We start from the raw sequence: 14,809 nt of genomic DNA, 5'->3' as shown, positions 1-14,809 counted from the left end.
CCGCTCGATTCCAGGTTCATTCACTCGATAGCAGGCGGGCAACGAAAGCCTCGGCGGACAGGGGTTCCGCGTACAGAAAGCCCTGCCCGAACTCGTAGCCATGTTCACGCACATAAGCGGCCTCCTCCGCGGTCTCCACCCCTTCGGCTACGCGCTTGAGGCCGAGCGCCTCCGCCAGGGTCGAAACACTGGCCACCACTGCCGCACCCGGACCATTGGGGCTGTCGGAGACGAATGCGCGATCCACCTTGAGAACCTGAAAGGGCAGATGCGTCAGCCGGCTGAGTGAGGAGTGGCCGGTACCAAAATCGTCGAGAGCCAGCGAGAAACCCGCTGTTATCAGCCGTTCCAGCACTGTGCCGATGGAATCGGCCTGCTGCATCAAACCGCTCTCGGTGATCTCCAGGCGAATCTGGGCCGGCGTGACGCCGGCCTGCCGGGCAATCCGCTCGAGCTCGCTGGCGAGTGCGGAGTTGGCGAGCTGCCGTGGCGAGACGTTCACCGACATCCATAGCGTGCGGCCGGTCTGCTCGCACCCGTGCCGAAGCGTTCGACACGCCTGCTCAAACACCCATTGGCCGAGTTGGTCGATCACCCCGATCTCCTCGGCCAACGGCACAAAAACACCAGGACTGATGCTCGGCCCGGACGGCTGTGGCCAGCGTACCAGGGCCTCGGCGCCGACGATTCGATTGCCTGCGGTCAGATCCACGATCGGCTGGTAGACCACGCGCAGCGACCCTTCCTCGATGGCCTGACGCAACCGATTCTCCAGACCGACATCCTCTTGGTATTCCGCCTCCAGCCCTGAATGACTCCAGCACAGCCCGCTTTCATCCGGGTAATCACGCCGCGCCTTGTATACTGCGCCATCGACGCGGTCGAGAAGCGTGTAGAGACTGACCTGACGGACGCTCGCATACGCGACGCCGAGCTGTGGAATCAGGTGTAACGGGGTATCCTCATGGCGGAACGGCGTCTCGAACTGTTCCATGACCGCCTCGGTCCGGGCCTCAAGAGCGGCCGCGAGCGCCGACTGGACGTCCGGCTCGTGCGCACCGGATTCGATGCGAGCAATGAGCAGTTGCGCATCACTGATCCGGGCTATCCACTCAGTCCGGGCCAGCAGCGGCCGGAGGCGGTCGATGGCGGCGCCAAGGACCTGATTGCCGAATCCGCTGCCATAGGCGTGCTTCAGGCGGGCGAGACCGTGCAACCGAATCTGAATCAGGCCGACGCCAGCGTGTCTCGCAGTGCTCGAATCGAGTGATTCAACGAGACGCGTCGTTAGCCCCCACCGGTTCAGCAAACCAGTCACCGCGTCCTCTTCGCCCACGCGAAGCAGACGCTGCTGGCTGGAGCGATGAAGATCACGCAGTGCCATGGTTTGAACCACGGCCTCCGCAAGGTCCCGATAAACCGCGACCTGGTGGTCCGAGAACGCCCGGTGGATGTTGGCCCGGCTGTCCAGCAGACACAGGGTGCCGATCACATAGCCCTCGTCGGTTCGCAGCGGCATGCCGGCATAGAATCGCAGCTGCTCGGGCCCGGTCACGAACTCGCTCGCGCTGAATCCAGTGTCCTCGCGCAGATCGGGGATTAACACCAGATCCTGATACAGCACGGTACGTTCGCAAAAGGTTTTTCCCAGCGGGACATCCGGCGCACAGACCCCGTCGGAAGAGGCCTGCACAGACTGCCGCTCATCATCCACCAAGTGAACCGTTGCACGCTCGACGCCAAAAAAGCGAGCAGTCACTCGCGTGAGCGCCTCAATCGCCGCTCCGGTCCCCCGGTCAGCCACCTCCAGTCGATCCAGCGCCTCGAGCCGGGCTGGATCGGACAGATAATCGCGAGCGCTCATCGACCCCCTCACTCTTCAGGCGGCCGCCTCTCTGTCAGGCGTCCGCGGGTTCGCTAATACGCTCCAGTTTCAGGGTGTCGCCCGCCGTTTCATCCGTCGACGCATCGGCATCCACCCGGATGCGATCGCCTGGACTGAAATCACCCGCAAGGATGCCCTGCGCAAGGGCGTTTTCCACCCGCTGCTGGAGAATGCGCCTGAGTGGCCGCGCCCCGTACATCGGGTCAAACCCGGCCTCACCAATCAGATCCAGCGCCGCATCGGTGAGCTCAAGCGCCATGTCCCGCTCGCGCAGCCGCTCGGAGAGGTCGCGCACCTGGATCTCAGTGATCCGGCGGATCTGCTCGCGCTCGAGGGGGTGGAACACCACCACGTCATCGACCCGGTTGATGAACTCCGGCGGGAAGTGCTGGCCGACCACGCCCATCACCTCGCGCTTCATCTCGTCATACTGCGCCTCGCCGGCATGCGACTGGATGAGGTGCGAGCCGAGGTTTGAGGTCATCACGATCACGGTATTGCGGAAATCCACCGTGCGTCCATGGCTGTCGGTCAGACGACCGTCATCGAGCACCTGCAGCAGGATGTTGAAGACATCCGCGTGGGCCTTTTCCACCTCATCGAGCAGCAGCACCGAGTAGGGCTTGCGGCGCACGGCCTCGGTCAGATAGCCTCCCTCCTCATAGCCGACATAGCCCGGAGGTGCCCCGATCAGGCGCGCCACGGAATGCTTCTCCATGAACTCCGACATATCGATGCGGACCATCGCTTCTTCGGTATCGAAGAGGTAAGTCGCAAGCGCCTTGCAGAGCTCGGTCTTACCCACACCGGTCGGGCCCAGGAACAGGAACGAGCCGTTGGGCCGATTGGGATCGGACAGCCCTGCCCGGGAGCGACGGATGGCATCAGAGACCGCCGCGACGGCCTCGGACTGGCCGATCACCCGCTCGCCAAGGCCCTCTTCCATGCGTAGGAGTTTGTCACGCTCGCCCTCGAGCATCTTCGAGACCGGGATACCGGTCCACTTCGAGACCACCTCGGCCACCTCTTCCTCGGTCACCGAGTTACGCAGCAGTTGCATCTCCTGATGGCCCTCGGCCTGGGTGGCCGCTTCGAGCTGGTGCTCGAGCTCGGGGATGCGGCCGTACTGGAGCTCGGACATGCGCGTCAGGTCGCTTGCCCGACGCGCGGTCTCGAGCTCCTGGCGCGCCTGCTCCAGCGCCTCCTTCAGTCCGGTCGTCCCCTCGACCGCGGCCTTCTCGCTGTTCCAGACCGACTCCATTTGGTTGTACTCGTGCTCGATCTCGGCGATCTCCTCCTCAAGGGTGGCGAGCCGCTTTTTCGACGCCTCGTCCGCTTCCTTGTTGAGGGCCTCGCGCTCGATCTTTAGCTGGATGAGCCGACGCTCAAGCCGATCCATCGCCTCGGGCTTGGAGTCGATCTCGATGCGGATGCGGCTGGCGGCCTCATCGATCAGATCGATCGCCTTATCCGGCAGCTTGCGATCGGTGATGTAGCGCTGCGAGAGCGTCGCCGCGCTGACAATGGCCGGGTCAGTGATCTCGACACCGTGGTGGACCTCATAACGCTCCTTGAGGCCACGCAGGATGGCCACCGTATCCTCGACACTGGGCTCGTCGACCAGCACTTTCTGGAAACGCCGCTCCAGGGCTGCGTCCTTTTCGATATTGGTGCGGTACTCATCCAGCGTCGTCGCGCCAATGCAGTGCAGCTCGCCCCGCGCCAGGGCCGGCTTGAGCATGTTACCCGCATCCATCGAGCCCTCGGCCTTGCCGGCGCCGACGATGGTATGGATCTCGTCGATGAACAGGATGATCTCGCCTTCCTGCTTGGCGAGATCCTTGAGCACCGCCTTCATGCGCTCCTCGAACTCGCCGCGGTACTTGGCGCCGGCGACCATCGCGCCCATGTCCAGTGACAGGACACGCTTTTGCTTCAACGCCTCAGGGACCTCCTGATTGACGATCCGCAGTGCCAAGCCCTCGACGATCGCGGTCTTGCCGACGCCGGGATCACCGATCAGCACCGGATTATTCTTGGTCCGCCGCTGCAGGACCTGGATCGTGCGTCGGATCTCCTCGTCACGGCCGATCACCGGATCGAGCTTGCCCTGCTCGGCCCGCTCAGTGACATCGATGGTGTACTTCTCAAGCGCCTGACGCTGATCCTCGGCGTTGGGGTCGTCGACGCTCTCGCCGCCGCGGGTGTTGTCGATGGCCTTTTCCAGCGCAGCCTTGTTACCGCCGGCCTGCTTCAGCGACTCGCCGAGCCGGCTCTTGCCATCCTCGAGCGCGGCCAGCAGAAACAGCTCGCTGGAGATATAACTGTCGCCCCGCTTCTGCGCCCGCTTGTCGGTGAGGTTGAGCAGCCGGTTCAGATCATTGCTGACATGCACCTCACCACCATCGCCGGAGACCGTTGGCAGCCGATCCACCGCGTCGCCCAGCTGCGAGCGCAGCAGGTTGACGTTGATGCCCGCCTGCTGGAGGAGGTGCCGGACACCACCGCCCTCCTGATCGAGCATGGCGAGGGTCAGATGCTCGGGCTCGATCATCTGGTTGTCGCGCCCGACGGCCAGCGATTGCGCATCCGCCAGGGCCATCTGGAATTTCGTCGTCAGTTTGTCCGTTCGCATGTCACAGACTCCTTCAATAACCGTTCGATTCTGTTACCGAAAGATATTGGGGACAGGCGGACGGTTTACAAGCCAGTGCCGGTGATTGGATCGGCGCTCGGAATCAGGGCCTGGATGGCGGCGCGATCAGCCCCGCCATGCGACCGGTCGTCCCTTCTCCACGGTGGGAGTAGAAGCCGTTCGAGCCGCCCCGGACAGCTGCATCGATGACATGGACCCGGGCGACGCCGGATTGATCGAGAACGCAACGTGCAGTCGCACTCAGGTCGAGGTGGAAGGGCGGGCGCATGCAGCTGGGGGGCCCGTCGGCGAGCTGCGGCTCAACGCCCGCGGTCATCATCCGCTCGACCACCTCGGCACCCACCTCATAGGCATCGGGCCCGATACAAGGGCCGATACAGGCGCTGATCCGCGAGGCGGTGACAGGCATCGCTGCCACCGTCTGCTGGATCACGCCGGCCACCAGCCCGCGCCAGCCGGCATGCACGGCGGCCACACAGTCGCCATCGTCTGATGCCAGCAGGATGGGGATACAGTCTGCGATCAGCACGGCACAGACCTGGCCCGGCTGATCCGTCCACACCGCATCGGCCTCGGTGCGATCGCGCTCAACGTCACTGGCATGGACGACGCGGCGACCATGGACCTGGGAGAGCCAGCGGGGCGGTTCCGGCAAATGTTCATGCTCGATCAGTCGGCGCCGATTCTCGTGCACAGCCATTGGATCGTCGCCAACGTGCAGGGCCAGATTAAGACGATCGTAGGGCGGCTGACTGACCCCCCCATAGCGGCGGGTGAATCCCGCCTTCACCGGGAGCGTCCAATCCGGACGCACCAGCTCGATCGCGGTTACTGGATCGCTCATGGCCGCCATCGCCCATCGCCCGCCTCGTCGGCGGCAATGGCCTCGCGATGAGTGCGCAGAGCAGCCAGCAGCTGCTCGTAATCCGCCGGCAGTGGCGTTGACCAGGTCAGTGTCTCGCCGGTGACCGGATGAGCCAGACTGAGGGTTTCCGCATGCAGGGCCTGGCGGTGGAAGCCCCGCAGCACATCGGCGATAGACAGCGATGACCCGACCCGCAGTTGCTCGGCGCCCGAAGGCAGCTGCAGTCGGCCGCCATAGAGCGGATCCCCCACGATCGGATGCCGGATCGAGGCCATGTGCACGCGGATCTGATGCGTCCGACCACTCTCCAGCCGGCATCGCAAAAGTGTATGCGCGGCAAAGCGCTCTTCGATCCGATAGTGCGTGACGGCCGGTTTACCGGAGACTTCCCGCACCGCCATGCGCAGACGATCCCTGGGGTGACGACCGATGGGTGCATCGACCCGGCCGCCGGCGGTGAACGTCCCCAGTGTGAGCGCCAGATAGGCACGTCCCATCGTCCGGGCCTGGAGCTGCTCGACCAGGTGAGCATGGGCCTCGAGCGTTTTCGCCACCACCATCAGACCGGTGGTATCGCGATCGAGGCGGTGGACGATGCCAGCGCGGGGGATCGCATGCAGCTGCGGGTCATGATGCAGCAGGGCGTTCTGCAGGGTGCCATGCGCATTGCCGGCGCCGGGATGAACGACGCGCCCGGCCGGCTTATTGATCACCAACAGCGACGCATCCTCGAAGACAATATCGAGCGGGATCGGCTCGGCCGCCACCGGACCATCATCTGGCAGGTGCGCCTGGATGGCCACCTCCTCGCCGCCCTGTACGGTCATCCGCGCCCGCGGCGAGGCACCGTCCACGGTGAGCTCACCGGATTTGAGCCAGCGCTGCAGGCGTGATCGCGAGAACGCGGGGAAACACTCGGCCAGCACCGCGTCGAGCCGACGACCGGCGGCCTCATCGGGGATCCATGCCCGTTCATTGATTGTTGGTTCGGTCACGGATACCTCATCCTGCTGGGCGAAGCCCTCGGTTTTGTCTAGACTGCGCAGCATTGCCGCTCGCATTGGAAACCAGCTGCCATGACGCGTCTCATCCTGATTCTACTGACAATCACCCTGCTTGCGGGCTGTGCCAGCAACAAGGATAACGCCAACCGTCTCGATAATGCCGAGGCGGCATCGCTCTACGAAGCAGCCGATCGAGCGGCCGATCGGAATGACTGGCAGACGGCCATCTCCGAACTGGAGTCACTGCAGGCCCAGTACCCGTTCGGACTCTATGCCACACAGGCGCAGCTCGACATCATCCATGCCTACTATCAGGCCGGCGAAGTGGCCTCCACGGTAGCCGCCGCGGAGCGCTTCCGACGCATCAACCCCCGCCACGACGCCGTTCCCTACAGCTGGTATATGCAGGGCCTGGCGCTGGAGGAGAAAAACCGCGGTCCGGTGAAAGACTGGGTGGGTGTCGACGCGACGCTGCGCGACCCGGTGCCGCGCCGGCAGGCCTTCGATGCCTATACGACACTGGTCGAGGACTTCCCGGACAGTGATTATACGGACATGGCACGGCGGCGCCTCGATGACCTGTATGAATCAGGCGGACGTTTTCAGCTGAGTGTTGCCCGCTTCTACGCCGATCGGCAGGCATGGGTGGCGGCCGCGCGACGGGCCATCACGGTCATCGAGGCCTTTGAAGACACACCGTCAGTAGAGCCGGCCATGGACCTGCTGATCGAGGCCTACCAGGCGCTTGAGCTCAACGACCTCGCCGAGGGCGTGATGGCCGCCCGCAACCGCCAGCCCACGGCAGATGACCGCGACGTGCCCGAGACACCCGCACTCTACGAGGAAGAAACGACGGAAGTGCCACCCGCGCCGACATCCGAAGGGCCCTCCGGCGGCTCAGGCGGTCTGGGATCCCCAACGGGTGGCGGTCTCTAGCCGCCGTCGGGGGCGCTGGCGATCAGAGTGCCTGGTCGCCGGAATCGCTGGTGCGGATGCGAATCGCCTGTTCGACCGGCATGACGAAGACCTTGCCATCCCCAATCTTGCCGGTATTCGCGGCGCCGACGATGGATTCCACCACACGCTCGACCTGATCATCGGGAACGACGACCTCGATGCGCATTTTGGGCAGGAAATCCACCACGTATTCCGCGCCGCGATAGAGCTCGGTGTGGCCCTTCTGGCGACCGAATCCCTTGACCTCGGTCACTGTCATGCCGGTGATGCCGACTTCGGCGATCGCCTCGCGCACGTCATCAAGCTTGAACGGCTTGATGATGGCCTCGATTTTCTTCATCCAATTTCTCCGCTAGTCCATGGAGGCGTGAGTGTATCAGGCGATCAGTCAGTGCGACTGACGACCAAATCCGGAGGTGATGGGATAGCGCCGATCACGGCCGAATGCCTTGGTGGTGACCTTGACGCCGGGAGCCGCCTGACGGCGTTTGTACTCATTGCGATGGAGTAGCTTGACGACCTTGAGCACCGTTTCCCGGTCATGCCCCTGCTCGACGAGGAGATCGATTCCGGCGTCATCCTCTACATACGCGGCGAGAATGCTATCGAGCTCGGCATAGTCGGGCAGGCTATCGGTATCCTTTTGATCCGGCGCCAATTCGGCACTGGGTGCACGGGTAAGGATACGCTCCGGGATGACGGGTGCCAGGGCATTCCGGTAGGCCGCCAGACGGTAGGCCTCGGTCTTGAAGATATCCTTGAGTGGCGAGAATCCGCCCACCATGTCGCCGTAGAGCGTGGAGTAGCCGACCGCCATCTCGCTCTTGTTGCCGGGCGCGAGCACCAGACCACCAAGCTTATTGGAAACCGCCATCAGCAGCGTCCCGCGGATCCGTGACTGGAGATTCTCCTCGGTGACATCCGCCGGTCGGTCACCGAGCACCGGCTGGAGGATCTCGCGGAAACCATCGAACACCGACTCGATCGCCACCGTGTCATAGCGCACGCCCAGCGTATCCGCGAGCGTGGCGGCATCGGTCTGGCTCATACCGGCGGTATAACGAGTCGGCATCATCAGGCAATGCACCCGCTCTGGACCCAGGGCATCGGCGGCGATGCAGGTGACCAGCGCCGAGTCGATCCCGCCGGACAGACCGATCACTACGCTCGGGAAGCCGTTCTTCTCGACATAATCACGGACCCCCCAGACCAGCGCCTCATAGACCACCGCCTCGGGGGAGAGCGAGGGCTCGATCCCGCCTTCCAGCGGCGTCCAGCGCCCGTGAATGCGCTCCACATCCACTGCGTGCAGACCGGTGTCGAAATGCGGGGCGCGCACCATTAAGTCGCCCTCGCCATCAAAGGCGCAGGAGCCACCATCGTAGACCACCTCATCCTGGCCGCCGGCCATATTGCAGTAGAGGATGGGCAGTCCGGTCTCGGCGACGCGGTCACGCAGCACGGACTCCCGGGCGGCACTCTTGTAGTGATCGAAGGGCGACGCGTTCAGGTTCACGACCACGTCAGCGCCGGCCTCCGCCGCCTGATCGACCGGGCCGCGATGCCACGCGTCCTCACAGATCGTCACGCCCACCCGGCAGCCATCGACATCGACCACACAGGATGACCGACCCGGCGTGAAGTAGCGCAGATCGTCGAACACCCCGTAGGTGGGCAGTTCCTGCTTGGCGTAGTGGCCCACCACCGCTCCGTCGCGAATGACGCAGGCGGCGTTGTAGAGCTGGCCCTCGACCAGCTGCGGGGCACCAACGATGACCGTTATGCCGCGGGTCGCGGTAGCGATCCGCTCAAGCCCCTGATCCACGGCGGCGATGAAGTCCGGCCGCAGCAACAGATCATCCGGCGGATACCCGGTGAGCGTGAGCTCCGGGAAACACACCAGCCGCGCGCCCAATTGGTCCCGCGCCTCGTGCGCGGCCTCGATCACCGCATCGGTGTTCCCCGCCACATCCCCGACGAGCAGGTTGAGCTGGGCCATGGCAAATCGAAGGCGCTCATTCATCCGCCGGGGTGCCCCTCGATCAGCCAGTGAATGCGTCGCTGACGCGCTGACCGATCTCAGCAGGCGAGCGCACAGTGGCCACGCCAGCACGCTCAAGCGCGCCGAACTTGTCAGCCGCAGTGCCTTTCCCGCCGCTGATGATCGCGCCCGCATGCCCCATGCGCTTGCCGGGCGGTGCTGTGACACCGGCGATGTAGGCCACCACGGGCTTGCGGGCATGATCCTGGATATACTCCGCGGCCTCTTCCTCGGCGGTACCGCCGATCTCGCCCACCATGACAATGCCCTTGGTATGACGGTCGGCCTCGAAGCGCGAGATCACGTCGATAAAGCTCATGCCCTGGATCGGGTCGCCGCCGATGCCGACACAGGTGCTCTGCCCCATGCCGATATCCGTTGTCTGCTTGACCGCCTCATAGGTGAGCGTCCCCGAGCGGGAGACGATGCCGATCGACCCGGGCATGTGGATGTGACCCGGCATGATGCCGATCTTGCACTGATCCGGCGTAATGATGCCGGGGCAGTTGGGGCCGATCAGCGTCGCGTCATAGAAGTCCAGCGCCGCCTTGACCTTGAGCATGTCCAGCACCGGGATGCCTTCGGTGATGCAGGCGATGACCTTGATCCCCGCCTCGGCGGCCTCGAGAATCGCATCCGCGGCGAAGGCCGCCGGCACATAGATCATCGAGGCATCGGCACCGGTCCCATCCACGGCGTCACGCACCGTATTGAACACCGGCCGGTCGAGGTGCGTCTCGCCCCCGCGACCCGGCGTGGTACCGCCAACGATGTTGGTGCCGTAGGCGATGCACTGCTCGGCGTGGAAGGTGCCCTGCTTCCCGGTGAAGCCCTGGACAATGACCTTGGTGTGTTTGTCCACCAGAATACTCATGTGAATTCCTCGTCTGCTGTCCGGGTTACGGGATCAGGCGCTGACCGCGCCGACCACTTTGTCTGCGCCATCGGTCAGGTCGTCCGCGGGGATGATGTCGAGCCCGCTCTCGGCCAGGAGCTGCTTGCCCTGCTCGACATTGGTGCCCTCGAGGCGCACCACCACCGGCACATTAACGCCCACTTCCTTGACGGCGGCGATGACGCCCTCGGCGATCATGTCGCAGCGCACGATACCGCCGAAGATATTGACCAGAATGCCCTGGACGTCAGGACTGGCGGAGATGATCTTGAACGCCTCGGTGACGCGCTCTTTGTTGGTCCCGCCACCGACATCAAGGAAGTTGGCGGGCTCGCCGCCATGCAGCTTGATCACGTCCATGGTGGCCATCGCCAGGCCCGCACCGTTGACCATGCAGCCAATGTTGCCGTCGAGGGTGATGTAGTTGAGGCCGTGTTCGGCGGCCTGCACCTCAGTCTCGTCCTCCTGGCTCAGGTCCCGCATATCGGCGATCTCGGCCTGGCGGTTCACCTCGATGGCGTTGTCATCGACATTGATCTTGGCATCCAGCGCAAGCAGCGTGTCGTCAGCGGTCACGATCAGCGGATTGATCTCGATGAGGCTCAGGTCGCGCTCTTCAAAGCAGCGGTAGAGGCCTTTCATGATCTGGGTGAGCTGCTTGATCTGCACAGGCGTGAGCCCCAGCGCGAAGCCCATCTGCCGGCACTGATAGGGCTGCAGCCCGGCCACCGGATTGACTCGCACGGTCACGATCTTTTCGGGCTCGGTAGCGGCCACCTCTTCGATGTCCATGCCGCCCGCGGCGGAGCCCATGAATACGACCCGCTTGCTGGCGCGGTCGACCAGCGCGCCGAGATAGATCTCGCGGGCGATGTCGAGGCCCTCCTCGATCATCACGGCGTTGATCGGCATGCCGTGCTCGTCGGTCTGGTGAGTCACCAGACGGGTGCCGAGCATGCCCTCGGTGTACTCGCCGACCTCGTCAAGGCTCTTGGCGAGCTTGACGCCACCGGCCTTGCCCCGGCCACCGGCGTGGACCTGCGCCTTGACCACCTGCACCGAACCGCCCAGCTCCTGCGCAGCGGAGCGGGCCTCGGCCGCGGAGCGGGCCACGAAGCCCCTGGGGATGGGAATACCGAACTGGCTGAAGATATGCTTCGCCTGAAACTCGTGAAGGTTCATGGGCGCTCCGCCTCCTCCATTAAAAGTGCCGTCATTCTCCACGATTCATCGGACCGATTCAAAAGATCAGCGACCCGGTGGTAACCGCCGCTTGTCCGGTCCACCCGCGCGGCGGGTGGGTTGTGTGACCCTGCCCGCAGATCGGCAGCGGCGCCTGGGGCTGAATGGACCGGCAGGCCGCGGTCCGGCCTGAGCATGACAACGGAGGTTTTCCATGAGAATGCGACAGAAGGGGTTCACCCTGATCGAGCTGATGATCGTCGTCGCGATCATTGGCATTCTGGCGGCGGTGGCCGTACCGGCGTACTCGGACTACACGGTGCGGGCCAAGGTCACCGAGGCCATCACCGCCGCCGGCGCCGCCAAGACCAGCGTGGCCGATTACTACTATGCGAATGGTGAGTTGCCGGCAAACAATGATGAGGCCGGACTGGGACCTAATACTGATTATGAAACAGATGTCATTAGCGCCGTTTCCGTGGGAACCGAGACTGGAGCTGGCTTCGCCCTAGGGACAGTAACCGTGAGCTTCAAAGACACTAAGGGTATCGAACCAGCTAGCGTTCTCAGCTTCGTACCGGACACCTCTAACAACAGCCTGGCCTGGAACTGCGAGATCCCGGATACTGACGGCCTCCCCGCTCAATACGCCCCGGCCAATTGCCGATCCACGACCAGCGCCACCAACTGAACGGTCCATCGGTCATAACCCGGCCCTGAGCATGCGCCGACGTGCCGGCCAGTCCACCTCACGCGGCAGCGGGCGCATCACCGGCAGCATCATGCTGGAGACGGTGATCGCCCTGCCGGTTGTGCTGGTGCTCGGGCTATCGATCACGCAGTGGGCACTCATCCATCAGGCGCGGGCGATGACCGATCACGCCACGCTGATGGCGGCCCGTGCCGGGGCACTCAACCATGCGCAGATAGCCCCCATGCGCAATGCATTTGCCCGGGCGATCGTGCCGATGCATCTATCAACGGCAAGCGCGACGGGGTTTGAGACGGCGTTTCTGACCCGCGCAATGCCGGACGCCCGGATCAACCTCCAGCTCAACATCCTCAACCCCACCCGCGAGGCATTCAGCGATCACGCCCTACGCGATCATCGCGGACGCCGCTACCTTCCCTTCCGCAATCTCGAGCGCGCATCAACCCGCCCCGGACGACAGAGCCATATCAACGTGCAGGACGCGACGCTGCTGCGCGTTCAGGCGGTCTATGGCTATGAACTCAAGGTACCCTACGCCGGCGCTTTCATACTCCAGGCCGTGCGCATGGCCACGCGCTGGACGAAAGCCTTTGGGGCGCGTGAGCGTGTAATGATTGCATCGGGCCGGCTGCCGATCGTCACGACGGCAACGGTGAGAATGCAGACGCGGGCTTTCAGCGGGCGGCAGTTCCCGCTCCGTTCCGATCTACCCGGAGTCGCCCGCGAGCCGCTGAATTCCGATTAGATCGCGCCATTATCGTGCATTTTCCGCATCATTTTGGCGCGAATCGCATCGACTTGACCGCCATCAACAGCGCGGGATAGCGTTAACCTGTCTGTCACATCCGTGACGGCTGGTAATCGGCAAGTGCTCGGCGTGTTGCCGTCACCCGAAACAGCAAAAGGGAGACTCGTTAATGAAGTCATCCGCACTCTTTACCCGCACCGCGGTCGGTGCCCTCGCCTTTGGTCTATCCACAGCTGCCTTCGCTGAAACGTGGCGTTATGCCCATGAGGAGTTCGAAGGGGACGTGCAGGACGTCTATGCAGTGGCCTTCAAGGAGTATATCGAGGCCAACTCTGAGCATACCCTTGAGATCTACCGCTTTGGTGAGCTGGGCGAGTCCGACGACATCATGGAACAGGCCCAGTCCGGGATCCTCGAATTCGTCAACCAGTCGCCGGGCTTCAGTGGCGCGTGGCTGCCCCCGGCGCAGATCTTCTTTGTTCCCTACCTCCTGCCCACCGACGAGCAGACGGTTCTTGAGTTCTTCGACGAGAGCAAGGCCATCAACGAGATGTTCCCCGAGCTCTACGCCGAGCATGACCTGGAGCTGCTCAATATGTACCCAGAGGGCGAAATGGTGGTGACGGCCGATGAGCCGATCACGAGCCCGGAGGATCTGAACAACAAGAAGATCCGGGTCATGACCAACCCGCTGCTCTCCGAGACCTATGACGCATTCGGCGCCAGCCCGACCCCGCTCCCCTGGGGTGAGGTCTACGGCGGTCTGCAGACCGGCGTCATCGACGGCCAGGAAAACCCGATCTTCTGGATCGAGTCCGGCGGTCTCTACGAGGTCTCGCCCAACCTGACGTTCACCGGTCATGGCTGGTTCGTCACCGCCTCGATGGCAAACCAGGACTTCTTCAATGGGCTGTCCGACAGCGATCAGGAGGTGGTGCGTGAGGCCGCCGATGTGGCCTATGATCACACCATGGAGCACATCCAGGGTCTGGCCGATGAGTCGCTGGAAAAGATCCGCGAGGACTCCGACGAGGTCACCGTGACGCGCCTGACCGACGAGCAGCTCGAGGCCTTCAAGGCCCAGGCGCCGCAGGTCGAGCAGGCGTATCTCGAGATGACCGGTGAGGATGGCGAAGCGCTGCTCGAGCAGTTCAAGGCCGACCTCGAGGCGGTTCAGTCCGACTGAACCCAATCCTGACACCCTGTCAGGCCAGAGGCGGTCCGCCATGCGGGCCGCCTTTCCTTATTCAGAATCCATGCGGGAGGCGGACCGGATATGAATGCCGAAGACGAAGCCGCGGAAAAAGCGTACCGGTCCGACCTACCGGGTCCCCTCGGGACCCTGGACACCTTCCTGTCACGCCTCGAGGCCGTCATTCTCGCCTCAGGCGTCCTGCTCATGGCCACCAATACCATCGCCAACGTGGTGGGGCGCTTCGCGCTGGGGCAGAGCATTTCCTTCTCAGGGGAGATCAATCGCATCCTGATCATCCTGATCACCTTTGCGGGCATCGGCTACGCGGCCCGTCACGGTCGCCACATCCGCATGTCGGCGATCTATGATGCTTTCCCGGTTGGCGGTCGCAAGTTCGCCATGATCATCATCGCCCTGATCACCTCGTCAACGATGTTCTTCCTGCTCTATTTCTCGGTCGGCTACATCATCGAGGTCCGTGAGAGCGGGCGCGTACTGCCGGCGCTCGGCTTTCCAATCTGGACGATCTATGTCTGGGTACCGCTCGGATTCGGTATCACAGGCATCCAGTACCTGCTCACCGCGGTGAAGAACCTGCGGGAGAAAGACGTTTACCTGTCGACCGCCGTGATCGACGGCTACCGCGACACCGAAACCGAGGTATAGACC

At 63.6% G+C, this 14,809-nt stretch carries 12 protein-coding genes and 1 pseudogene; 5 read left to right on the top strand and 8 right to left on the bottom strand.

The window, feature by feature from the left end; all coding sequences use genetic code 11:
- Positions 1-16 precede the first annotated feature (16 nt).
- The 4 genes from SPICUR_RS02030 to rluD all read right to left on the bottom strand — a co-directional run bounded on the left by SPICUR_RS02030 (position 17) and on the right by rluD (position 6,455).
- Positions 17-1,864: a putative bifunctional diguanylate cyclase/phosphodiesterase gene (locus tag SPICUR_RS02030; RefSeq protein WP_023365543.1), complete on the bottom strand. Its 1,848-nt coding sequence runs from the start codon at positions 1,862-1,864 to the stop codon at positions 17-19.
- Positions 1,865-1,898: 34 nt separating this feature from the next.
- On the bottom strand, positions 1,899-4,520 hold the full coding sequence (gene clpB / locus SPICUR_RS02025; RefSeq protein WP_023365541.1) for an ATP-dependent chaperone ClpB: 2,622 nt from the start codon (positions 4,518-4,520) through the stop codon (positions 1,899-1,901).
- A gap of 103 nt (positions 4,521-4,623) precedes the next feature.
- Complete coding sequence (gene pgeF / locus SPICUR_RS02020) at positions 4,624-5,385, bottom strand: peptidoglycan editing factor PgeF (protein ID WP_041382025.1); 762 nt, start codon at positions 5,383-5,385, stop codon at positions 4,624-4,626.
- A complete protein-coding gene (gene rluD, locus SPICUR_RS02015; protein ID WP_051373281.1) occupies positions 5,382-6,455 on the bottom strand; it encodes a 23S rRNA pseudouridine(1911/1915/1917) synthase RluD in 1,074 nt (357 codons plus the stop codon). Before rluD ends, pgeF begins: the two co-directional genes overlap by 4 nt.
- 18 nt (positions 6,456-6,473) lie before the next feature.
- Between rluD and SPICUR_RS02010 the strand changes: the two are divergent.
- Positions 6,474-7,346 (top strand): annotated as a pseudogene (locus tag SPICUR_RS02010) (outer membrane protein assembly factor BamD); the annotation flags it as partial.
- Positions 7,347-7,368: 22 nt separating this feature from the next.
- Here the strand turns inward: SPICUR_RS02010 and SPICUR_RS02005 are convergent.
- The 4 genes from SPICUR_RS02005 to sucC are packed head-to-tail and all read right to left on the bottom strand — an operon-like array spanning position 7,369 to position 11,485.
- On the bottom strand, positions 7,369-7,707 hold the full coding sequence (locus SPICUR_RS02005) for a P-II family nitrogen regulator (RefSeq protein WP_023365533.1): 339 nt from the start codon (positions 7,705-7,707) through the stop codon (positions 7,369-7,371).
- A gap of 48 nt (positions 7,708-7,755) precedes the next feature.
- Positions 7,756-9,390: an NAD+ synthase gene (locus tag SPICUR_RS02000; protein WP_023365531.1), complete on the bottom strand. Its 1,635-nt coding sequence runs from the start codon at positions 9,388-9,390 to the stop codon at positions 7,756-7,758.
- Between the two features lie 19 nt (positions 9,391-9,409).
- Positions 9,410-10,282, bottom strand: a complete 873-nt coding sequence (gene sucD, locus SPICUR_RS01995) for a succinate--CoA ligase subunit alpha (protein WP_023365529.1) — start codon at positions 10,280-10,282, stop codon at positions 9,410-9,412.
- A 33-nt stretch (positions 10,283-10,315) separates the two neighbouring features.
- Complete coding sequence (sucC, locus tag SPICUR_RS01990) at positions 10,316-11,485, bottom strand: ADP-forming succinate--CoA ligase subunit beta (RefSeq protein ID WP_023365527.1); 1,170 nt, start codon at positions 11,483-11,485, stop codon at positions 10,316-10,318.
- Positions 11,486-11,705: 220 nt separating this feature from the next.
- Between sucC and SPICUR_RS01985 the strand changes: the two genes are divergently transcribed.
- From SPICUR_RS01985 to SPICUR_RS01970, 4 genes are all read left to right on the top strand, one after another.
- A complete protein-coding gene (locus SPICUR_RS01985; protein ID WP_023365525.1) occupies positions 11,706-12,176 on the top strand; it encodes a pilin in 471 nt (156 codons plus the stop codon).
- Between the two features lie 31 nt (positions 12,177-12,207).
- Positions 12,208-12,942, top strand: coding sequence for a TadE/TadG family type IV pilus assembly protein (locus SPICUR_RS01980; protein WP_023365523.1), 735 nt, complete (start codon positions 12,208-12,210; stop codon positions 12,940-12,942).
- Between the two features lie 172 nt (positions 12,943-13,114).
- Positions 13,115-14,131 carry a TRAP transporter substrate-binding protein gene (locus SPICUR_RS01975; protein ID WP_023365521.1) on the top strand — a complete coding sequence of 339 codons (1,017 nt, stop codon included), beginning with the start codon at positions 13,115-13,117 and terminating at the stop codon, positions 14,129-14,131.
- 90 nt (positions 14,132-14,221) lie between these two features.
- Positions 14,222-14,806: a TRAP transporter small permease gene (locus SPICUR_RS01970; protein WP_023365519.1), complete on the top strand. Its 585-nt coding sequence runs from the start codon at positions 14,222-14,224 to the stop codon at positions 14,804-14,806.
- Positions 14,807-14,809 lie beyond the last annotated feature (3 nt).

It is taken from the genome of Spiribacter curvatus (assembly GCF_000485905.1).
Classification (GTDB): domain Bacteria; phylum Pseudomonadota; class Gammaproteobacteria; order Nitrococcales; family Nitrococcaceae; genus Spiribacter; species Spiribacter curvatus.
The sequence above is the reverse complement of the archived record's forward strand: the minus strand, read 5'-3'. Positions and strand labels throughout refer to the sequence as shown.